Annotated in this window: 15 protein-coding genes and 2 pseudogenes; 11 read left to right on the forward strand and 6 right to left on the reverse strand. The window is 73.3% G+C overall.

All coding sequences use genetic code 11. The annotated features are described in order from the left end of the window. Positions 1-10: 10 nt before the first annotated feature. Complete coding sequence (locus ACLF5H_RS08405) at positions 11-1,714, forward strand: proline--tRNA ligase (protein ID WP_421675426.1); 1,704 nt, start codon at positions 11-13, stop codon at positions 1,712-1,714. A 107-nt stretch (positions 1,715-1,821) separates the two neighbouring features. On the opposite strand, the gene ACLF5H_RS08410 is transcribed toward ACLF5H_RS08405, so the two are convergent. After that, a complete protein-coding gene (locus ACLF5H_RS08410) occupies positions 1,822-2,565 on the reverse strand; it encodes an SDR family oxidoreductase (RefSeq protein WP_421675427.1) in 744 nt (247 codons plus the stop codon). Positions 2,566-2,664: 99 nt separating this feature from the next. Here ACLF5H_RS08410 and ACLF5H_RS08415 point away from each other — a divergent pair, with 99 nt between their 5' ends. Beyond that, entirely contained in the window at positions 2,665-3,534 is an 870-nt protein-coding gene (locus ACLF5H_RS08415) for a LysR family transcriptional regulator (protein WP_421675428.1), read from the forward strand. Here the strand turns inward: ACLF5H_RS08415 and ACLF5H_RS08420 are convergent. The 3 genes and pseudogenes from ACLF5H_RS08420 to ACLF5H_RS08430 form a co-directional block, all read right to left on the reverse strand. After that, positions 3,531-4,439: an aminoglycoside phosphotransferase family protein gene (locus tag ACLF5H_RS08420; RefSeq protein ID WP_421675429.1), complete on the reverse strand. Its 909-nt coding sequence runs from the start codon at positions 4,437-4,439 to the stop codon at positions 3,531-3,533. The genes ACLF5H_RS08415 and ACLF5H_RS08420 overlap by 4 nt on opposite strands. A 69-nt stretch (positions 4,440-4,508) precedes the next feature. Further along, positions 4,509-5,048 (reverse strand): ferritin-like domain-containing protein, encoded by a 540-nt coding sequence (locus tag ACLF5H_RS08425; protein WP_421675430.1) that lies wholly within the window; start codon positions 5,046-5,048, stop codon positions 4,509-4,511. Continuing rightward, positions 5,045-5,615: pseudogene (locus ACLF5H_RS08430) on the reverse strand (hypothetical protein). The gene ACLF5H_RS08425 and the pseudogene ACLF5H_RS08430 overlap by 4 nt, the downstream one beginning before the upstream one ends. Before the next feature lie 280 nt (positions 5,616-5,895). On the opposite strand from ACLF5H_RS08430, the gene rimP reads away from it, so the two are divergent. From rimP to ACLF5H_RS08475, 9 genes and pseudogenes are all read left to right on the forward strand, one after another. Then, positions 5,896-6,402, forward strand: a complete 507-nt coding sequence (rimP, locus tag ACLF5H_RS08435) for a ribosome maturation factor RimP (protein WP_085566826.1) — start codon at positions 5,896-5,898, stop codon at positions 6,400-6,402. Between the two features lie 2 nt (positions 6,403-6,404). After that, positions 6,405-7,391, forward strand: a complete 987-nt coding sequence (nusA, locus tag ACLF5H_RS08440) for a transcription termination factor NusA (protein ID WP_037654457.1) — start codon at positions 6,405-6,407, stop codon at positions 7,389-7,391. Between the two features lie 178 nt (positions 7,392-7,569). Next, complete coding sequence (locus ACLF5H_RS08445) at positions 7,570-7,866, forward strand: YlxR family protein (protein WP_421675431.1); 297 nt, start codon at positions 7,570-7,572, stop codon at positions 7,864-7,866. Between the two features lie 144 nt (positions 7,867-8,010). Beyond that, positions 8,011-10,414 (forward strand): annotated as a pseudogene (infB, locus tag ACLF5H_RS08450) (translation initiation factor IF-2). Positions 10,415-10,742: 328 nt separating this feature from the next. Then, the gene (locus tag ACLF5H_RS08455) at positions 10,743-11,036 is read left to right on the forward strand and encodes a DUF503 domain-containing protein (RefSeq protein WP_421675432.1); all 294 of its coding nucleotides are present in this window, start codon (positions 10,743-10,745) and stop codon (positions 11,034-11,036) included. 115 nt (positions 11,037-11,151) lie between these two features. After that, the gene (gene rbfA, locus ACLF5H_RS08460) at positions 11,152-11,604 is read left to right on the forward strand and encodes a 30S ribosome-binding factor RbfA (RefSeq protein WP_421675433.1); all 453 of its coding nucleotides are present in this window, start codon (positions 11,152-11,154) and stop codon (positions 11,602-11,604) included. Beyond that, positions 11,601-12,506: a tRNA pseudouridine(55) synthase TruB gene (gene truB / locus ACLF5H_RS08465; RefSeq protein WP_421675434.1), complete on the forward strand. Its 906-nt coding sequence runs from the start codon at positions 11,601-11,603 to the stop codon at positions 12,504-12,506. Before rbfA ends, truB begins: the two co-directional genes overlap by 4 nt. Before the next feature lie 240 nt (positions 12,507-12,746). Next, a complete protein-coding gene (locus ACLF5H_RS08470; protein ID WP_421675435.1) occupies positions 12,747-15,992 on the forward strand; it encodes a trypsin-like peptidase domain-containing protein in 3,246 nt (1,081 codons plus the stop codon). A 141-nt stretch (positions 15,993-16,133) separates the two neighbouring features. Beyond that, on the forward strand, positions 16,134-17,081 hold the full coding sequence (locus ACLF5H_RS08475) for a bifunctional riboflavin kinase/FAD synthetase (RefSeq protein ID WP_421675436.1): 948 nt from the start codon (positions 16,134-16,136) through the stop codon (positions 17,079-17,081). Positions 17,082-17,197: 116 nt separating this feature from the next. Here ACLF5H_RS08475 and ACLF5H_RS08480 read toward each other — a convergent pair whose 3' ends face one another. Together ACLF5H_RS08480 and ACLF5H_RS08485 are read right to left on the reverse strand one after the other, a co-directional pair. Next, positions 17,198-20,071: an SCO5717 family growth-regulating ATPase gene (locus ACLF5H_RS08480; RefSeq protein WP_421675437.1), complete on the reverse strand. Its 2,874-nt coding sequence runs from the start codon at positions 20,069-20,071 to the stop codon at positions 17,198-17,200. Between the two features lie 311 nt (positions 20,072-20,382). After that, positions 20,383-21,132, reverse strand: a complete 750-nt coding sequence (locus ACLF5H_RS08485) for a hypothetical protein (protein ID WP_421675465.1) — start codon at positions 21,130-21,132, stop codon at positions 20,383-20,385. Positions 21,133-21,147: the final 15 nt, after the last annotated feature.

Here is a 21,147-nt window from a genome sequence, read left to right on the forward strand (position 1 = left end):
TACGAGAACCATGGCCAACGCACCGGTCCAGCGCATGTCCCAGTTGATGGCGAAGACGCTGCGCGACGACCCGGCGGACGCCGAGGTCCTCAGCCACAAGCTGCTCGTCCGCGCCGGTTACGTCCGCCGCACCGCCGCCGGTATCTGGTCCTGGCTGCCCCTGGGCAAGAAGGTCCTCGCCAACGTGGAGCGCGTCGTACGCGAGGAGATGGACGCGATCGGCGCCCAGGAGGTGCTGCTCCCCGCCCTGCTGCCCCGCGAGCCCTACGACGCCACCGGCCGCTGGGACGAGTACGGCCAGGAGCTGTTCCGGCTCAAGGACCGCAAGGGCGGCGACTACCTCCTCGGCCCCACGCACGAGGAGATCTTCACCCTGCTGGTCAAGGACCAGTGCACGTCCTACAAGGACCTGCCGGTGATCCTCTACCAGATCCAGAGCAAGTTCCGCGACGAGGCCCGCCCCCGCGCCGGCATCCTGCGCGGCCGCGAGTTCCTGATGAAGGACTCGTACTCCTTCGACACCGCCGACGAGGGCCTCGCCGAGGCGTACGCCCGGCACCGTGAGGCCTACCAGCGGATCTTCGCGCGCCTCGGCCTGGACTACCGGATCGTCGCGGCCACCGCCGGTGCCATGGGCGGCTCGAAGTCGGAGGAGTTCCTGGCCCCCGCCGAGGCCGGCGAGGACACCTTCGCGGACTGCCCGAACTGCGACTTCGCCGCCAACACCGAGGCGATCAACTACGCGCTCCAGCCCGTCGACGGCTCCGCCGTGCCCGCGCTGGAGGAGATCCCCACCCCCGCCACCCCGACCATCGAGACGCTGGCCGCCTCGCTCGGCGTCCAGGCCTCCGACACGCTGAAGAACCTGCTGGTCAAGGTGGACGGCGAGATCGTCGCCGTGGGCGTGCCCGGCGACCGCGAGGTGGACCTCGGCAAGGTCGAGGAGCACTTCGCGCCCGCCACCGTCGAGATGGTCACCGAGGCGGACTTCGCGGACCGCCCCGACCTGGTGCGCGGCTACGTCGGCCCGCAGGGCCTGGGCGAGAAGGTCACGTACATCGCCGACCCGCGCGTCGCCCCCGGCACCGCCTGGATCACCGGCGCCAACAAGGCGGACACCCACGCCAGGAACGTCGTCGCCGGACGCGACTTCGAGGTCGACGAGTACGTGGACGTCGTCGTGGTCCAGGAGGGCGACCCCTGCCCCAAGTGCGGCACCGGCCTGAAGCTGGACCGCGCCATCGAGATCGGCCACATCTTCCAGCTGGGCCGCAAGTACGCCGACGCCCTCAAGCTCGACGTCCTCGGCCAGAACGGCAAGCCCGTCCGCGTCACCATGGGCTCCTACGGCATCGGCGTCTCCCGCGCCGTCGCCGCGCTCGCCGAGCAGACCGCCGACGAGCAGGGCCTGTGCTGGCCCAAGGAGATCGCCCCGGCCGATGTGCACGTGGTCGCCGCGGGCAAGGCCCTCCAGACCGAGCTGGCCCTCGATGTCGCGGGCCAGCTGGCCGCCGCGGGCGTCCGCGTCCTCGTCGACGACCGCGCCGGTGTCTCCCCGGGCGTCAAGTTCACCGACGCCGAACTGATCGGCGTCCCCCAGATCCTCGTCGCGGGCCGCCGCTCGGCCGAGGGCGTCCTGGAGCTGAAGGACCGCAAGACCGGCGAGCGCGAGGAAGTGTCCGTGGCGGACGCGATCGCGCGCCTGACCGCGTAGTCACCGGCCGACGCACGACGCCCCCGGGTCCCCCCGGGGGCGTCGTCGCGTCCACCCGGTCCCGGGAAGGCCCGGGGAGGGCGACGACGCGGCTCCGGGGGCCCGGCCTAGAGCTGCGAGGCCCCGCCGTCGACAGGGAACTCCGCGCCCGTCGAGAAGGTCGCGCCGAACGCCAAGTACGCCACCGCCGCGGCCACTTCCTCGGGCGTCCCAAGCCGCCGCATCGGGATGGTGCTCCGATAGCCGGCCTTCACCGTCTCGGCGACATCGGCGGGGACAGAGCGGTCCAGGACGCCCGTGTCGGTCGGGCCGGGGCTCACGGCATTGACCCGCACCCCGCGCGGCAGCAGCTCGCGGGCCAGCGTGCGCGTCATCGACCGCAGCGCCGCCTTGCTCGCCGAGTAGGCACTGAGCGCGTCCAGGCCCAGGACGTTCACCACCGACGTGGTGAGGACCACCCCGCTCCCCTCGCGCAGCAGCGGCGCCAGCGCCTGCACGGTGAAGTACGGGCCCTTGGCGTTGATGTCGAACAGCGCGTCGTACATGTCCTCCGTCGTCGAGCCGAACGGCGCGGACGCGGTGACACCGGCGTTCACGAACAGCGCGTCCACCGTGCCGAACCGCTCCCGGACCGTGGCGGCCAGCGCCTCGATCTCCGTCAGGGACGCGGCGTCGCTGCGGACGGCGATCGCCCCCTCGCCCAGCCGCTCCAGCGCGCTGTCCAGGGCGGACCGGGTGCGGCCGGTGATCAGCACGCGCGCCCCGCCGTCCGCGAACAACCGGGCGGCGGCCAGTCCGATACCGCTGCTGCCGCCCGTGATCACGATCTTCTTGCCGTCATAAGTGGTCATGCCCGCAAGCCAAATGGCGACCGGCACCCCGTGTCCAAGACCCGTTCCGTATGCCGTCATGCGCCAGGCGCATGACAGCGCGCGACGTACGCTGGCCGGATGGACGTCGATCTGCGGCTCGTGCGCTATTTCACGGTCGTGGCGGAGCACGGCAACTTCGGCCGGGCCGCCACCCGGCTGCACCTGGCGCAGCCGTCGCTGAGCCGCCAGATCCAGCGACTGGAGGCCCAGCTCGGGGTGCGGCTCCTCGACCGCTCGCCGCAGGGCAGCAGCCTCACCGACGCCGGCCGGGCCTTCCTGCCCCGGGCCCGGATCCTGCTCCAGGAGGCCGAGCGGGCCGCCCGCACGGCCAGGGCCGCCGCGCAGCCTCGTACCGTCACCGTCGGCCGCGCCGAGGGACTGGTCATCACCGCCTGCACGCAGGAACTGCGCCGCCGCCACCCTGAGGCCCAGGTCCGCACCCGGCACCTCGACTGGCGGGACACGCGCGCGCTCGCCGAGGGGCGTATCGACGCCCTCATCGCCTACGGACCCCTGCCCTTCCCCACGGACGGCTTCCGGGTGACCACCCTCCATCAGGAACCGCGGGTGCTCGTCACCGCGGCCAGTCACCCGCTGGCCGACGAAAAGGCGATCAGCCCCGGGGCCCTGGCGGACGAGGAACTGGTGGCCTGCGCCAGCACCCCGGTCCTCTGGAGCACTCCCAGACCGGTCGGCGCCCACCCGGCGCCGCCTCGGCCCGCGGGCGACGACAGCTTCGAGGACAAGCTGGAGCTCGTCGCCACCGGCCACTGCGTCGCGGTCTTCCCCGCCGGTGATCGACGCGCCGCGGCACGCGAGGACCTCGCCCTGATCCCCCTCGTCGACACCGACCCCTGCGAGGTCCTGCTCGTCACCCGCGCCGACGACCCGAACCCGCTGCTCGGCTCACTGGAGGACATCGCCCGCACCGTGCTCGGCGACTCCTAGAGCCACCCGGCGAATTCCAGCAGCAGCTCCCCGTCCCGCGGCCTGCCGACCCGCACCGCGCGCACCCCCGACTCCACCGCCCGGAACAGCGTCCACCCCCGCAGCCGCTCCTGGTCCACCTCCAGCGACTCCGCGAGCCGCTTGATCCGCCGCCGGGTGATGGACGCGCCCGCGGGCGAGGCGATCAGATCCTCCACCCGGTCCCGCACCAGCCGCGCCAGATCGAACGCGTTCTCCCCGACCACCGGATCGGGACCCACCGCGAGCCACGGCAACCGCTCCCCGGCCAGCACCTTGCTCTGCCGGAACGTGCCGTGCAGCAACCGCTCCTCCGGCGGCGCCACCAGCAGGTCCTCCCGCGCCGCCAGCGCCGCGTCCACCAGCGCCGCCACCTCGGGATCCCGCTCCGCGCCCGCCCGCATCGCCACCGCCTGCCGCCCGGTGCGCCCGGCGACGGACTCGAAGACATGGTCCGCGGGCGGCTCCACCCACAGCCGCCGCAGCGTGCCCGCCGCCTCCAGCAGCGCCTTCGCCTCCGGCAGCGACCGCACCGAGACGTCCGGGTGCAGCCGCTCCAGCAGCAGCGCCCCCTGCGCGCTGTCGTCCGCGTCCGACGCCAGCAGCTGTACGGCACCCCGCCCGCCCCAGTGCGCCAGCGCCGCCCGCTCGCTCTCCGGGCGGGCCCTCGGCGGGGCCAGCTTCAGCACCGCCGGGGTGCCGTCGGCCTGCCGCACCAGCACCACCAGGCTGCTGCGCCCGCCGGGCACCTGCACCCGCTCGACGGTCAACTCCCACCGCGTAACGGCCCGTTCGGCCACCTCGGGCAGCCGGGCCAGCCAGTCGTCCCCGGCCGGTGCCGTCTCCCCGAGCGCCCGCACCAGGCGCCGCGGCGGTTCGAAAGCCATGCGCGAGCCGTTCCCTTCCTCGTGATTCCCGTCCGTCCCCGTGGCCGTCGTACGCGGTGCGTACGACGCTCAGCGGGCCGTCGCCGCGGACCCCGACGGCGCCGCGCCCGCGGCCCCCGTCCCGGTCCCCGCCTCCGTGCCGGTCCCGGTGTCCGTGCCGGTCCCCGTGCCCTCGCCCGCACGCTCGGCGAGCCCCGGGAAGGCTACGCTCTGTCCGCTCCAGGCCACCGCCCGCACCGCGGCCTCGCGCAGCGCCCCCGCGGCCGAGGTGCGGCGCGCGCCGGTCGTCGAGCGCACCAGGTCGGCGTAGACACCGGCCACCCGCTGCTCAAGGCGCGCGGCGAGCCGTACCGCGTCGGCCGGGTCGGTGACCGTGAACGGCAGGGCGTAGGCCGCGCTCGCCGCCACCGGCCGGCCGCCCAGGTCCCGCACCTCACGGGCCAGCGCGTCCCGCCGGGCCCGGTGGGCGTCGTACGCCGCCTTCGCCTCGCTCCGGCGCCGGTCGTCGACGCGGCCGCCGACCACGCCGTACCCGTACACCGCCGCGTGCTCTGCCGCCAACGCGGCTTGAAACGCGGCCAGTTCGGTCTTCTCGTCGTCGTCGCTCACTTCGCGGCCCCCGTCGTCAGCAGATACGCGTGCGCGGCACCGGCCGCCGCCGTGGCGGCCAGCAGCCGCGCCGACTCGCCCGGCACGTCCAGCAGCGCCCTGGCCCGCCGGTCGGCGAGCGTCCGCTCGGCGGCGGCCAGCGAGGTGAGGGCGTCCTTCGCGGTCGCCGGTACCGGGGTCGGCGAGACGGAGGGGGAAGGGGAGACGGCGGGGGAGGCGGTGCCCGAGGGGGTCGCCGCGGGGGTCGTACCCTCCTGGAACGCGGCGGCGTGGGCCGCGACCTCCGCGCGCAGCGGGCGCAGCCGCTCCGCGAGGTCCGGGAACGCCTTGAGCACGGCGTCGTAGCGCCCCAGCAGCGTCGCGCTGTCCGCGGCGGCCTGCGCGCGGGCCCGCTCGGGTCGCGCTGTCCGCGGCGGCCTGCGCGCGGGCCCGCTCGGCGGCCGAGGGGTCGTCGCCGGAGCCGGGACCGGATGTGCAGCCCGCCAGCAGGGCGGCGCCGGCGGCCGAGGCGAGCAGGGTTCTTCTGCGCGGCCCCGAGGGGGTGCGCGGTGGCGAGGGATACGGCACGGCAGACGTCCTCGGGGAACTCGTACGACAAGAACGACAAAAGGAACGGCAAGGAGAAACGACAGGAAGAAACGACAAGAAGACGAGCGGTGCGCGACGAGGCGCCCGTGATCACCGTACCCGCGCACCTGTCCGATACCGGTCACCGGCACCGCCCCGGCTCACCCGTCCCACGCGGGGTTGTCCACAGGTGGACGGCAACACACCCCGCGACCGGATACCCTTTGACCAGACACGCGACCCATCACACAACAGCACACGCGGCCGAGGAGTCACCCGGATGAGCACCACCCAGAGCGAGAGGCTGCGAGAGCTGCTCGAACCGCTCGTCACCTCCCAGGGGCTGGATCTCGAAGAGATCGCTGTCGACTCCGTCGGACGCAAGCGGGTGCTGCGCGTGGTCGTCGACTCCGACTCCGGGGCGGACCTGGACGCGATCGCCGATGTGAGCCGCGCGCTCTCGGCGAAGCTGGACGAGACCGAGGCGATGGGTGACGCCGCGTACGACCTGGAGGTCGGAACCCCCGGCGCCGAGCGCCCCCTCACCGAGCACCGGCACTTCGTGCGCGCCACGGACCGGCTCGTGAAGTTCCAGCTGACCGAGGACGGCGAGCTGGTCGCCCGGATCCTGGCCGTGGACGAGGAGGGCCTCGACGTCGAGGTGCCCGGCGTCAAGGGCCGCAAGGCCACCACGCGCCGGATCGCCTTCCCGGAGATCGCGAAGGCCCGCGTGCAGGTCGAGTTCAACCGCAAGGACACCAAGGACAAGAAGGAAGAGGAGGCGTAGCCGTGGATATCGACATGAGCGCCCTGCGGGGCTTGGTCAGGGAGAAGGAGATCTCCTTCGACCTGCTGGTCGAAGCGATCGAGTCGGCCCTCCTCATCGCCTACCACCGCACCGAGGGAAGCCGCCGACACGCGCGCGTGGAGCTCAACCGGCAGACCGGGCATGTGACCGTGTGGGCGAAGGAGGACCCCGAGGACCTGGAGGAGGGGCAGGAGCCGCGGGAGTTCGACGACACCCCCTCGGGCTTCGGGCGCATCGCCGCCACCACCGCCAAGCAGGTGATCCTCCAGCGTCTGCGCGACGCCGAGGACGACGCGACGCTCGGCGAGTACGCGGGCCGTGAGGGCGACATCGTCACCGGCGTGGTCCAGCAGGGCCGCGACCCGAAGAACGTGCTGGTGGACATCGGCAAGCTGGAGGCCATCCTGCCGGTGCAGGAGCAGGTGCCCGGCGAGACCTACCCGCACGGCCAGCGCCTGCGCTCGTACGTGGTCCGGGTCGCCAAGGGCGTGCGCGGCCCGTCCGTGACGCTCTCGCGCACCCACCCGAACCTGGTGAAGAAGCTCTTCGCCCTGGAGGTGCCGGAGATCGCCGACGGTTCGGTGGAGATCGCGGCCATCGCCCGCGAGGCCGGCCACCGCACCAAGATCGCCGTCCGCTCCACCCGCTCGGGCCTGAACGCCAAGGGTGCCTGCATCGGCCCGATGGGCGGCCGGGTGCGCAATGTGATGGGCGAGCTGAACGGCGAGAAGATCGACATCGTCGACTGGTCGGACGACCCGGCGGAGATGGTGGCGAACGCCCTGTCACCCGCTCGGGTGAGCAAGGTGGAGGTCGTGGACCTCGCCTCCCGCTCCGCCCGGGTGACCGTGCCGGACTACCAGCTGTCGCTGGCGATCGGCAAGGAGGGGCAGAACGCCCGCCTCGCCGCCCGGCTCACCGGCTGGCGCATCGACATCCGGCCCGACACCGAGCAGCCGGCGGAGTAGCGGCCGCCGGGACCTGCGGGCAGACGCCGCCGGGACCTGCGGAGCAGGCGCCGCCAGGACCTGCGGAGCAGGCGCCGCCGGGGAATGGATCCAGGCCGTGAGTGGCTTGGATTACGACAACAGCCGTTCGATCTTTCCCCCAAAGGGGTGAGGTCGGTGCGGGGAGGTAGACTTAGCCGTGTCTGGCCGGACGCACGCCGGAGCATGCCCTGAACGCACCTGTGTGGGGTGCCGGGAGCGGGCGGCCAAGAACGATCTCCTGCGGATCGTGCGGAGCGAGGACGAATGTGTCCCCGATCCGCGCGGTACGCTGCCCGGCCGGGGTGCGTATCTGCACCCCGCCCTGGTCTGTCTCGACCAGGCGGTACGCCGCCGGACGTTGCCGCGGGCACTGCGCGCCCCGGGAGCGCTCGACACAAAGGCGTTGCGCCGATACGTCGAGCAGGCAACAGTTGCCGAGCAGGCAACGCCGTAAGACATGCCGTACGGAACCCCGTGCGGCTTGGTACCTCGCGAGTCGAAAGCAGGTCGAGATTGCGATGAGCACTCGATGAGTACGCGATGAGTACGCCCATGAACTAGCGACGGTCCGGCTTCACCCGGACCTCAAAGGAGCGAAGTGGCTAAGGTCCGGGTCTACGAACTCGCCAAGGAGTTCGGTGTCGAGAGCAAGGTCGTCATGGCCAAGCTCCAGGAACTCGGTGAATTCGTCCGTTCGGCGTCTTCGACCATCGAAGCGCCGGTTGTACGTAAGCTGACCGACGCCTTCCAGGGTGGTGGCAGCGGCAAGTCCGCCAAGCCCGCCCCGCGCAAGGCTTCCCCCAAGCCCGCCGCACCCTCTCCGGTGCAGGCGGCGCGTCCGGCTGCCCCGAAGCCGCCGGCGCCCAAGCCCGCGACGCCGGCCGCGCAGCAGCAGGCCGCCCCGCTCTTCCGATCTCGGTCGCCCCGGTGGCGGTGGCGGCGGTGCCCGTCCGGGTGGCGGCGGCGGTTTCGCCGGTCGTCCCGGTGGCGGTGGCGGCGGCTTCGGCGGCGGCCCCGGTGGTGGCGGTCGTCCCGGCTTCGGCGGTCGTCCCGGCGGTCCCGGTGGCCGTGGTGGCACGCAGGGCGCCTTCGGCCGTCCCGGTGGTCCCGCGCGTCGTGGTCGCAAGTCGAAGCGGCAGCGTCGCCAAGAGTACGAGGCCATGCAGGCCCCGAGCGTCGGCGGCGTGATGCTGCCGCGCGGCGGCGGCGAGACCATCCGTCTCTCCCGCGGCGCGTCGCTCACCGACTTCGCGGAGAAGATCAACGCCAACCCGGCGTCCCTCGTCGCGGTCATGATGAACCTCGGCGAGATGGTCACCGCGACGCAGTCCGTCTCCGACGAGACGCTGCACCTGCTCGCCGGCGAGATGAACTACACGGTTCAGATCGTCAGCCCCGAGGAGGAGGACCGCGAGCTGCTCGAGTCCTTCGACCTGGAGTTCGGCGAGAACGAGGGCACCGAGGAAGACCTGGTCGTCCGTCCGCCGGTCGTGACCGTCATGGGTCACGTCGACCACGGTAAGACCCGACTCCTCGACGCCATCCGCAAGACGAACGTCATCGCGGGCGAGGCCGGCGGCATCACCCAGCACATCGGTGCCTACCAGGTCGCGACCGAGGTCAACGGCGAGGGTCGCGCGATCACCTTCATCGACACCCCGGGTCACGAGGCGTTCACCGCCATGCGTGCCCGTGGTGCCCGGTCGACGGACATCGCGATCCTGGTCGTCGCGGCCAACGACGGCGTCATGCCGCAGACGGTCGAGGCGCTGAACCACGCCAAGGCGGCCGAGGTGCCGATCGTGGTCGCGGTCAACAAGATCGACGTCGAGGGCGCCGACCCGACCAAGGTGCGCGGTCAGCTGACCGAGTACGGCCTCGTGGCCGAGGAGTACGGCGGCGACACCATGTTCGTCGACATCTCCGCCAAGCAGGGTCTGCACATCGACAGCCTCCTGGAGGCGGTCGTCCTCACCGCGGACGCGGCGCTGGACCTCCGTGCCAACCCCCACCAGGACGCGCAGGGTATTGCGATCGAGTCCCGCCTGGACCGCGGTCGCGGTGCGGTCGCGACGGTCCTGGTGCAGCGAGGCACGCTGCGGGTCGGCGACACCATGGTGGTCGGCGACGCGTACGGCCGTGTCCGCGCGATGCTGGACGACAGCGGCAACACCGTCGCCGAGGCCGGCCCGTCGACGCCGGTCCAGGTCCTGGGTCTGACCAACGTCCCGGGTGCCGGTGACAACTTCATCGTGGTCGAGGAGGACCGTACGGCCCGCCAGATCGCGGAGAAGCGTGCGGCCCGTGAGCGCAACGCGGCCTTCGCGAAGCGCACGCGCCGTGTCTCCCTGGAGGACCTGGACAAGGTGCTCAAGGCCGGCGAGGTCCAGCAGCTGAACCTGATCATCAAGGGTGACGCTTCCGGTTCGGTCGAGGCCCTCGAGTCCTCGCTGCTCCAGCTGGACGTCGGCGAAGAGGTCGACATCCGCGTCCTGCACCGCGGTGTCGGTGCGGTCACGGAGTCCGACATCGACCTGGCCATGGGCTCGGACGCCATCGTCATCGGCTTCAACGTCCGTGCGGCCGGCCGTGCCGCGCAGATGGCGGAGCGCGAGGGCGTCGACGTCCGGTACTACTCGGTCATCTACCAGGCGATCGAGGAGATCGAGGCGGCCCTCAAGGGCATGCTCAAGCCGGAGTACGAAGAGGTCGAGCTCGGTACGGCGGAGATCCGCGAGGTCTTCCGCTCGTCCAAGCTGGGCAACCTCGCCGGTGTGCTCGTCAGGTCCGGCGAGGTCCGCCGCAACACGAAGGCCCGCCTCCTGCGCGACGGCAAGGTCATCGCGGAGAACCTCACCATCGAGGGCCTGCGTCGCTTCAAGGACGACGTCACCGAGATCCGCGAAGGCTTCGAGGGTGGTATCAACCTCGGAAACTTCAACGACATCAAGATCGACGACGTCATCGCGACGTACGAGATGCGCGAGAAGCCGCGGGCGTAACCGGCCGCCGGTTGCCGCTGGCCGACGGGATGCGTCCTGTCGGCCGGCGGTGCCGTTGCCGGGGGCGAGATTTTTTGCCCGCCCGCCCGACTCGGTCGGCTGGACAGTGGCCGGACACCCCGGGGCAGCGCCCCGGGGTGTCCGGCTCGCGGTCTCTGACCGGAGCGGAGCACATCCCCGGCCTCCGGCCGACCGGCAGGGTCCGGCCACCGGTCCCCGTGAAACCCTGTCGAGCCACCGCCCCGCACGCGGTACCGTTTCTTGATGTCCCCGGCCACCCGGCGCAGGGGCCATCGATCCCGTACCGGCGGGTGAACCGGCAACACACATGTACGTGGGGACTCTGTCCTTCGACCTCCTCCTCGGCGACGTCCACTCGCTGAAGGAGAAGCGCTCCGTCGTCCGCCCGATCGTCGCCGAACTCCAGCGGAAGTACGCGGTGAGCGCGGCCGAGGTGGACCACATGGACCTCCACCGGCGGACGATCATCGGCCTGGCCGTGGTCTCCGGTGACACGGCGCACGTCACGGACGTACTGGACCGGTGCGAACGGCTGGTCGCCGCCCGCCCGGAAGTGGAGCTGCTGTCCGTACGCCGCCGCCTCCACGGCGACGACGACTGAGACAGATCCACAGATCCACAGATCCACAGATCCACAGATCCACAGATCTACGGATCCACAGAGCACAGACCGCAGAACGAAGACTCAGGAACAAGAAAGAACGGGAGCTGGACCAGTGGCCGACAACGCGCGGGCGAAAAGGCTGGCGGACCTCATCCGAGAGGTGGTTGCCCAGAAGCTGCAGCGCGGGATCAAGGACCCGCGGCTCGGCTCACACGTCACCATCACGGACACCCGCGTGACGGGTGACCTGCGGGAGGCGACCGTCTTCTACACGGTGTACGGGGACGAAGAGGAGCGGAAGTCCGCCGCGGCGGGCCTGGAGAGCGCCAAGGGCATCCTGCGCTCCGAGGTCGGCCGCGCGGCCGGGGTGAAGTTCACCCCGACCCTCACCTTCGTCGCGGACGCCCTGCCGGACACCGCCCGGACCATCGAGGACCTCCTCGACAAGGCCCGGCAGTCCGACGCCAAGGTGCGCGAGACCTCCTCGGGCGCCAGCTACGCCGCCGGTGCGGACCCGTACCGCAAGCCGGCGGACGACGAGACGGACGGCGACGCCGCGGAATGACGCAGAAGCACACCACGCCCGACGGCCTTGTCATCGTCGACAAGCCGTCGGGCTTCACTTCGCACGACGTGGTCGCCAAGATGCGCGGGATCGCCCGGACCCGCCGCGTCGGCCACGCCGGCACCCTCGACCCGATGGCGACCGGCGTGCTGGTCCTCGGCGTCGAGCGCGCCACCAAGCTCCTCGGTCACCTCGCGCTGACCGAGAAGGAGTACCTGGGCACCGTACGGCTGGGCCAGAACACCCTCACCGACGACGCCGAGGGCGAGATCATCTCGTCCACCGACGCCTCCAAGGTGACCCGGGAGGCCATCGACGCCGGTATCGCCAAGCTGTCCGGCGCCATCATGCAGGTCCCGTCCAAGGTCAGCGCCATCAAGATCGACGGCGTACGGTCCTACAAGCGGGCCCGCGAGGGCGAGGAGTTCGAGATCCCGGCACGCCCGGTGACCGTCTCCTCCTTCACGGTGTACGACGTCCGCGACGCCGTCGCCGAGGACGGCACCCCGGTCCTGGACCTGGTCGTCTCCGTCGTCTGCTCCTCCGGCACCTACATCCGCGCGCTCGCCCGCGACCTGGGCGCCGACCTGGGCGTCGGCGGACACCTCACCGCGCTGCGCCGTACCCGCGTCGGGCCGTACAAGCTCGACTCGGCGAAGACGCTGGACCAGCTCCAGGAGGAGCTGACCGTGATGCCGATCGCCGAGGCCGCCGAGGCCGCCTTCCCGCGCTGGGGGGTGGACGCCAAGCGCGCCAGGCTGCTGCTGAACGGGGTCCGCCTGGAGATGCCCGACGAGTACGCGGACGCCGGTCCCGTGGCCGTCTTCGACCCCGAGGGCCGCTTCCTGGCGCTCGTCGAGCTGCACAAGGGCAAGGCCAAGAGCCTGGCCGTCTTCGCCTGAGCGAGGGCTTTCGCCGTGGAGCGGCGGCCGGCACGGGGTGTGCCCCGCCGCCGCTCCACGGTTCCCCCACTTCCCCCACCTCTAGGCTGTCCAGCCACCCCCGCCGATTCACCCGTCCGGGCAGGCGCTCGGAGTGAATCAGGGGAGCGGAAGGGGGCGCGTTCCCCGACCACGCCGCCTCGCCGATCATCACCCGCCTACCGTCGCCACAGGCACGGGCAAGGGCGGGAAGGCAAGACGATGACGGCAGGAGACCCGCGAACCGGCAGCGCCCGCGGGGCCACGGCGCACGGCACGGGTGACATGGCGGACGCGGCGGGATCGACACCCGCCCGCACGGACGGGACGCGCGGCGCACGGCTGCTCACGACCCCCCGCGCGCACGGGGAAGCCGCCCTCGGCATCCGCCGCACGGACCCCGGTCCCCTCGCGGACGCCCGCCCCACCGACCCCCTGGTCCACATCCAGGACCCCGCAGGCCGCCCCCGCGGCGTCGGCTTCCTCGCCGACCACCAGGGCACCCTCCTCACCAGCCACGAAGCCGTCGACGGCCTCGACCGGCTGGTGCTGCGCGCCGGGGACCGCACCCGGGTGGTCGCCGCCGAGGACGTGACCGGGCTGCCCGCCCGGAACCTGGCCCTGGTGCGCGCCGAGGGCCTGGACGTGCCCCCGCTGCCGCTGAGCGGCCGCCGGAGCGTGGCCGCCGGTACCTATGTCCGGGTCGCGGCGGGCTGCTGGCGCGAGGCGCGGGTGCTGGCCGCCGCCGAGGTGTCGTACGGCCGCCATCTGATCGGCGACGCGCTGGAACTGGCCATCGGGACGGCGGGCCGGGACGCGCTGCGCCCCGGGGGCGGGGCGGCCGGGGGACCGGTGGTGGACGCCGGTACGGGCGCTGTCCTCGGTGTCCTCGGCACCGTGCTGCACGCCCCGCACCGCGAAACCGGCTTCGCGGTGCCGCCCCGCGCCGCCGCCGGCCCCCTCGCCGAGCTGCTGGCCCGTAACGCGGCCACCGTGCCCGCGTACGGCGCCGACCTCAACCTCGCGGGCGTCCTGGAGCTGACCGCCACCTCGGTGGGCCAGGACGGGCCGCCCAGGGCGCTGGTGCAGCCGGTCGAACGGGGCTCCGTGGCAGCGGAGTTGGACGGCTTCGCGGACGGCGACCGGTGCGTGCTCGGCCTGGTCGGCGCCCCGGGCAGCGGTCGTACGACGGAACTCGCGGCGCTCGCCGCCCGCCGGGACCGCCGCGCGGAGCCCACGCTGTGGCTGCGCGGCGCCGATCTGGAGGAGAGCGACGGCTCGGTGGCCGACGCGGCGCGCCGCGCCCTGGAACGGGCCGCCCGCATCGTCGCCGCCGCCCGCGATGTCGACCTCTCCGACCTCGGCGATCTCTCTCCCGAGCACCTCGCCGCCCGCGCCGGTCGCCCCCTCCTGCTCCTCCTCGACGGCCCCGAGGAGATGCCCCCCGCCCTGGCCCACCGGCTCCCCGAGTGGACCGAGGGCACCGTCGTCTGGCTCCGGGAGACCGGCGCCCGTCTGGTGACGGCCTGCCGGGAGGAGTACTGGGAGCAGGCCGGGTTCACCCCAACTCTCGTACAGACGACGGTCCTTGGTGACCTCGGCGCCGAGGAGGCCGAGAAGGCGCGGGCGCGGTACGGGATCCCCGAGGGGCTGCTCGCCGCGCGGGACGCCCAACATCCGCTCACCCTGGGGCTGCTGTCCGAGGTGTGGGCCGTACTGCGGACGGCACGGTCCGCCGGTCCCGTCGACCGGCACGAGGTGTTCGCGGCCCACCTCGACCTGAGGTGCCTGCGCGTCGCGGTACGGCTCGCCGCCGAGCGGGGGCTGCGCGGCACGGCCGTACGACGGCTCGCCGCGCGGGTCGCCGGTCAGGTGCACGAGGCCGCCCGGCTCAGTCTCGGACCGGGGCAGGGGGAGCTGGACCGGGCGTCCTTCGAGGCGGTGTTCCCCTGGGGACCGGCCCCCGAGCGGCTCGGCGGCGGCACCGGCTGGGCCTCCGCCGTGCTCGCCGAGGGCCTGCTGGTGCCGGCCGGGCGCGGCTACCGCTTCGCCCACGAGGAACTGGCCGACTGGCTCCAGGGCCTGCACCTCGACCTGGACGAGGCCGTGCACACCCTGGTGCACCGCGCCCGAGGCCCCAGGGCGGAGGAGGGCGCGACGCCGGTGCCGCGCCATCGCGTCGGACCCGTCGTACAGGCCCTGCTGCATCTCGGGCGCCGTCAGGGCTCCCGTCAACTCGCCTTCCAGTTGCGCGAGTTGGTGGACGCCCTGGACCTGGACACCGGCTCCTGGTGGGCCGCGCGGCTGCTCGCCGGGACCCTGGGGCAGGTGCCGGACGCCACGCCGTACACCGAGGTGCTGCGGCTGCTCGCCGAGCGCGTCGTGGCCTGGCGGCGCGAACTGCGGCCGGTGCCGGGGGAGTTCGGGCCCGCCTTCTGGACCGGCCTGCCCGTGCCCGCCGCGGAGCGGCTGGACCTGCTGCGCCGGCTCGTCCTCGCCGATCCGGCCGCGGGCGCGCCGGGCGAGCGGTATCTCGACGCCGTGGCCCGGCTGCTGGCCGCCGCGCCCGATGCCGTACAGCCGTGTCTGACGCGGTGGTTCGAGGACGAGCGGCCGTTGCCCGCGGCCCCGCACGCCACCGTGGCGACCGCCGCGCAGGCCCTGCTGCACACCCATCGGCAGGGCGCGCTGGACGCGCTCACGGAGGCACTGGCCGCCAGCGGCCACCGGCACGCGGAGGAACTGCTCACCGTGCTCGCCGAGGTCGATCGTGCCGAGCCAGCCCTCGTCCGCCCGCACCGCCGTGTAGACGTGCAGGCTCCCGTCGGTCTCCCGGTGGGCCAGGAAGCCGCGGCCGCCGCCCAGGCTGATGAAGAACCCACCCCGGCCCTCGCCCGCGCCGCCGCGAGCCTGCTGCGGGAGGCGGCGCGCCCGCACCCGGAGACCGCCGGGCGCATCGCCACCGCCGTCGACCGCCGCCTGGAGCACGGCCCCGCCGCCCGTCCGATCCTGTTCCCCCTGGTCACCGGCCTGCTCCGGGACGGCCCCGAACCCCTGCGGGCCGCCCTCGCCACGGTCCTCGCCGCCTCCGACAGCCGTACGTCCGACAGCCGTACGCCCGGGAGCCGTGCCTCCTCCTCGCCGCGCGCCGAACTCCTGGACTTCCTGCTCGCCCGCGAACAGGAGCCGTCCGTGCTGGTCGCCGTCCTGCACGCGGCGGCCTCGGAGACCGGCCCCGCGGACGACGTCCGCGCCCTCGTGCACCGCACCGGACTGCTCCTGGGCCGCACCCCCGAGGGCGCCACCCGCTTCGACCGTGCCCTGGTCGACCTCGGCCGGCACGTCCCCGGGTTCGCCACCCGGATGACCCGCTGGCTCGCCGACACCCCGGAGGAGTGGGCCGCCGCGGTGGGCCCCGACACCCGCCGCACCCTGGAGAATCTCGGGGTCGCGCGGGTACCGGCCTGACCTCGCCCCCGAGCCGCCACGGCGAACGTGCGCCCGGTCACAGCGTCCCTACCGATGCGGGCCCCGGGCACCCGGCATGGCACCCTTAGACCTGCACAATCGTCAAGGTAGACACGGACACGGGTTCGAGGAGCGGTCACAGTGCAGCGCTGGCGTGGCTTGGAGGACATCCCCGAGGACTGGGGGCGCAGCGTCGTCACCATCGGTTCCTACGACGGTGTCCACCGAGGCCACCAGCTGATCATCAAGCACGCCGTCGACCGCGCCCGCGAACTGGGTGTTCCGGCCGTCGTCGTCACCTTCGACCCGCACCCCAGCGAGGTCGTGCGCCCCGGCAGCCACCCGCCGCTGCTCGCCCCGCACCACCGCCGCTGCGAGCTGATGGCCGACCTGGGCGTGGACGCGGTGCTGATCCTCCCCTTCACCAGCGAGTTCTCCAAGCTGTCGCCCGCCGACTTCGTGGTGAAGGTCCTGGTGGACAGGCTGCACGCCAAGGCGGTCGTGGAGGGCCCGAACTTCCGCTTCGGCCACAAGGCGGCCGGCAACGTCGAGTTCCTCGCCGAGCAGGGCAAGGTCTACGACTTCGAGGTCGAGGTCATCGACCTGTACGTGTCCGGCGCGGCGGGCGGCGGCCTGCCGTTCTCCTCGACCCTGACCCGGCGTCTGGTCGCCGAGGGCGATGTCGGGGGCGCCCGCGAGATCCTGGGCCGCCCGCACCGGGTGGAGGGCGTGGTGGTGCGCGGCGCCCAGCGCGGCCGTGAGCTGGGCTTCCCCACGGCGAACGTCGAGACGCTGCCGCACACCGCCATCCCCGCCGACGGTGTGTACGCCGGTTATCTGCACGCGCAGGGCGAGATCATGCCGGCCGCGATCTCGGTGGGCACGAACCCGCAGTTCGACGGCACCGAGCGCACGGTGGAGGCGTACGCCATCGACCGCGTCGGCCTCGACCTGTACGGCCTGCACGTCGCCGTCGACTTCCTCGCCTACGTCCGCGGCCAGGCGAAGTTCGACTCGCTGGAGGCTCTGCTGGAGCAGATGGCGGCGGATGTGAAGCGGTGCAAGGAGATCGTGGCGGCGGAGGAGTAGGCGGGGAGAAGCGGGCGGGGAGAAGTAGTCCCGACCTCGGGTTTTCTGCGGTACGACGACAAAGGGCGGCCGGTGCGTGAGGCACCGGCCGCCCTTTCGTCATGGTGCGAGCGGCGTCACGGCTGCTGCGGGGGCTGCCCCTGGGGGTAGGGCTGGCCGGGGTACGGCTGTCCCGGCTGCGGGGGGTAGGGCTGCTGGCCCGGCTGTTGCTGCTGGGGCGGGTAGGGCGGCTGGGGTGCCTGCGGCTGGGGCGGGTACGGCTGGCCGGGCTGCCCGGGATACGGCTGGCCGGGGTACTGCTGCCCCGGAGCCTGGGGGTAGGGCTGGCCCGGCATCTGCTGCTGGCCCGGCATCGGCGGGGCGGCCACCGGCGGCGGGTTGCCGTCGCTGGTCCACAGCCCGTGCGCCTGCTGGTGCCGCACGAAGTCCTCGGCGATCATCGCGGCGAGGTTGAAGTACGCCTCGCGGGTGCGCGGCCGCATCATGTCGAGGTCGACCTCGGCACCGGCGGACAGATGCTCGTCGAAGGGCACGACCACGACCCCGCGGGTGCGGGTCTCGAAGTGCGACACGATGTCCTCGACCTTGATCATCTTGCCGGTCTCACGGACCCCCGAGATCACGGTCAGCGAGCGGGACACCAGGTCGGAGTACCCGTGCGCGGCCAGCCAGTCCAGCGTCGTACTGGCGCTGGAGGCACCGTCCACGGACGGCGTGGAGATGATGATCAGCTGATCGGCGAGGTCGAGCACCCCGCGCATGGCGCTGTACAGCAGACCGGTGCCGGAGTCGGTGAGGATGATCGGGTACTGGCGGCCGAGCACGTCGATCGCGCGCCGGTAGTCCTCGTCGTTGAACGTGGTCGAGACGGCCGGGTCCACGTCGTTCGCGATGATCTCCAGACCGGAGGGCGCCTGCGAGGTGAACCGGCGGATGTCCATGTACGAGTTCAGGTACGGGATCGCCTGGACCAGGTCGCGGATGGTGGCCCCGGTCTCCCGGCGCACCCGTCGGCCGAGGGTGCCGGCGTCCGGGTTGGCGTCGATGGCGAGGATCTTGTCCTGCCGCTCGGTGGCGAGGGTGGAGCCCAGCGCGGTGGTCGTGGTGGTCTTGCCCACGCCGCCCTTGAGGCTGATGACCGCGATCCGGTAGCAGGACAGCACCGGCGTGCGGATCAGCTCCAACTTGCGCTGCCGCTCGGCCTCTTCCCGCTTGCCGCCCAGCTTGAACCGGGACCCGGCCGCCGCGGGCCGCCCGCTCTTCGCCTTCTGCCGACGGTTGTTCAGCAGCCGGTCCGAGGACAGCTCCACGGCCGCGGTGTAACCCAGCGGCGCGGCACCGGGGTTGGTGGGCTGCCGCTGATCGTGCTGGATCGCCTGCGGCCAGGCCGCCCCGGCGCGGGGGTCGACGGGGGGCTGGGGAGCCTCCGGCTGGGCCTGTGGCTGCTGTCCTTGCTGCGGGAAGCCGTAACCGCCCTGCTGCGGGGGGTGGTTGGGCTGCGGGAAGCCGTAACCACTGTCAGGGGTGGGGGCGTTGGGGGCCTGAACCGGGGGTTGGGGCTGGGGCGCCGGGGGCGGCGGGAAGCCGTAACCACCGGCTTGGTTCGGCTGCGGGACGCCCTGCGGGCCCGGCTGGGCGGGGGGCGTGGGCATGCCGGGGTGGCTCGGCTGGTTCCAGACCGCGGGCGCGGGCTGCGGCGCCTGCGGCTGGAACGGCGGCTGCTGCCCCTGCACCGGACCGGGCTGCTGCGGCGCGGGCTGCTGGGGCATGGGCTGCTGCGGTCCCGCCTGCGGCGGCATGGGCTGCTGCGCGGGCCACTGGGCCGCGGGCTGGTACGACGGCGGCAGCGGCGGCACACCGTGCTGCGGCGCGGGCGGCGGCGTCCAGGCGGCCGGGAAGTCCTGCGGCGCCGGGGGAGCGGGCTGAGCGACGGCGTCCTGCGGGGCCGCGCTCTGCGGAACAGGGCCCTGCGGAGCCGCGTCCTGGGGAACGGCGGTCTGCGGGGCGGCATCCTGGGCGTCCTCGGGAGCGGCCTCCGCTACGGCCCCGTCCTGAGCGGAGCCCTCCGGCGCGGAGTCGGCGTCCGTACCCGCGTCGCAGTCCCCGTTCCCGTCCCCGTCCGCGCCCGCGCCCGAGCCCGTGCCCGCGGTCTCGGGCGACGCGCTGTCCTCACCCTCGCCCTGCTCGACGGCCCGGCCGCCCTCGGTCTCCCGCTCCCCACGCGTACCCGACTCGGACTCGGGCTCGGGCTCGAACTCGGGCTCGGATTTGACGGCGGAGGCACCTTCCTCCGCGCCCCCGGCCGCCACCTCGGGCTCGTCGTCCTTGCCCTGGTCCGCCGCCTCGGACTCGGCGGCGGCCTTCTGCATGGCGGCCGCCCGCTCGGCGATCTCGGCCATCTCACGCTTCAGGGCGACGGCGGAGAACCGCATGGTCGCCCCGCTCTCCAGATCCCCGTTGCCGGTCTCCGGCTGGACGGGCTGGACCGGCTGCTGCTGCGGCTGCTGGAGCTCGAACCCGTCGGGAAGCCTGGGCATCGGAACGGAATCACCGAACGACTGCGGGGGCTGCGCCGGCGCCTGAGGCGGCACGGGCGGCGGCGGCATCGGCGGAGCCGACGGCGTCCCCTGCGGCGGCGTACCGACCGGCGGCGTACCGACCGGAGGGGCGCCGACCGGAGGGGCGCCGACCGGAGGGGCGCCGACCGGCTGGGAACCAACCGGCGGAGCGCCGACGGGCTGGGCCCCGACCGGCGGCGGCATCAGTCCGGCATCCGGCCCCGGCACCCCCGTGCCCTGCGCGGCGCTCACACCCTCCGCGCCCCCGATCGAACCGCCGGAGCCGCCGGAGGCACCCGCGTTCTGCGTGTACCAGGCCGGGGGAGCGTAGTCGATGGTGAACTCGCCGGTGGTCTCGACGGCCTCCGCGTCGGGCTGGTCATCGCCGGGTGTGCCCCAGCCCCCGCGCATCCCGTCCCGATCGCTGCTCACAGTTCCTCCTGGTGTGGTCGAGCACCCTCATGCCGTGGCGGGGCGACCATGTCGTGTCGTTCGAGTCGTCCGTAGTCGTCAGGGGCAGTCCGATCCACGGGTCCTGCCATCACGCCCGCTCCCAGCCTAATCACCACGAGCCACCGCTCGGCAGGCCCGCCCGCCTGTCGGCTCGCGCACACCAGGTCGGAGGGCATGCCGAAGCCTCCGGCCCGCCCCCTGAGTTGTCGCACGAAACCGGGAGCAACCGGAAGAGAGATGACGAACGGGAAAGGGAGAGAAAGCGAACAAAGCCAACAGGCAAGGGCAATTCAGTCCATGCGTCGCGGTGCGCCCAGCAATCCGGTCTCGGCGTCGGTCGGTTGGGTCAGCACATATTGCCGATCCCGGTCGGTACACCACAGGGTGACACCGTCCGGCAGCGCCGGCAGCGACTCCACCTCGGTGCGGGCGAGCCCCATGGTGCGGCCGAGTTCGGCGGCCTCGTCCGGCGAGACCCGCTGGATACCGGCGAGCCGGGCCTGGCGCAGCAGCCGGGGCGCGACCGGGCTGAGATACGGCAGCAGGGTCAGCACCGACTGCCAGGGCCCGGACACCACCCGGCCGCGCGGGGGCCGCATCCCGCAGTCCCGCACCACCACGACCGGCGTACCGGCCGAGGCACCCTGCGGGGGCACGCGCCCGACGTCGTACACGGACAGTCCGTTCTGCCCGCCGCCCATGGCGTGCACCATCTGCATCCAGGCCTGCGGCCGACCGGTCTCCACGGCCACCCGCGCGCCGGTGGCGGCCGCGCGCAGCGCCAGTACCTGCGCGGTCCACAGGCCGCCGATCAGGACGACGTCGTAGGGCGTCGGCCGGTTGATGCCCAGCACGGCGGGCTGCCCCTCGGCGTCCACGCCGGCCACCACGCCGTCGTCGCCGATGGGCAGCGCGAGCGCGTCCAGCAGCTGGGCGGAGAGCGCGTGCCGGCCGTGCCGGGGGCCGAGCAGTCCGAGGCCGTGCCGCAGCCGCTCGCCGAGGCCGCGCGCCCCGGAGCTGTCCGCCGCCTGCCGGTCCAGAGCGGGGGGAGTCGG

This window comes from Streptomyces sp. LaBMicrA B280 (assembly GCF_049222185.1).
Classification (GTDB): Bacteria; Actinomycetota; Actinomycetes; order Streptomycetales; family Streptomycetaceae; genus Streptomyces; species Streptomyces murinus.

Coding starts and splice junctions, on each gene's coding strand:
- rimP (WP_085566826.1), top strand. CDS start 5,896: ATGAGCACCACCCAGAGCGAGAGGCTGCGAGAGCTGCTCGAACCGCTC.
- ACLF5H_RS08455 (WP_421675432.1), top strand. CDS start 10,743: ATGTACGTGGGGACTCTGTCCTTCGACCTCCTCCTCGGCGACGTCCAC.
- ACLF5H_RS08415 (WP_421675428.1), top strand. CDS start 2,665: ATGGACGTCGATCTGCGGCTCGTGCGCTATTTCACGGTCGTGGCGGAG.
- ACLF5H_RS08410 (WP_421675427.1), bottom strand. CDS start 2,565: ATGACCACTTATGACGGCAAGAAGATCGTGATCACGGGCGGCAGCAGC.
- ACLF5H_RS08405 (WP_421675426.1), top strand. CDS start 11: ATGGCCAACGCACCGGTCCAGCGCATGTCCCAGTTGATGGCGAAGACG.
- ACLF5H_RS08420 (WP_421675429.1), bottom strand. CDS start 4,439: ATGGCTTTCGAACCGCCGCGGCGCCTGGTGCGGGCGCTCGGGGAGACG.
- ACLF5H_RS08470 (WP_421675435.1), top strand. CDS start 12,747: ATGACGGCAGGAGACCCGCGAACCGGCAGCGCCCGCGGGGCCACGGCG.
- truB (WP_421675434.1), top strand. CDS start 11,601: ATGACGCAGAAGCACACCACGCCCGACGGCCTTGTCATCGTCGACAAG.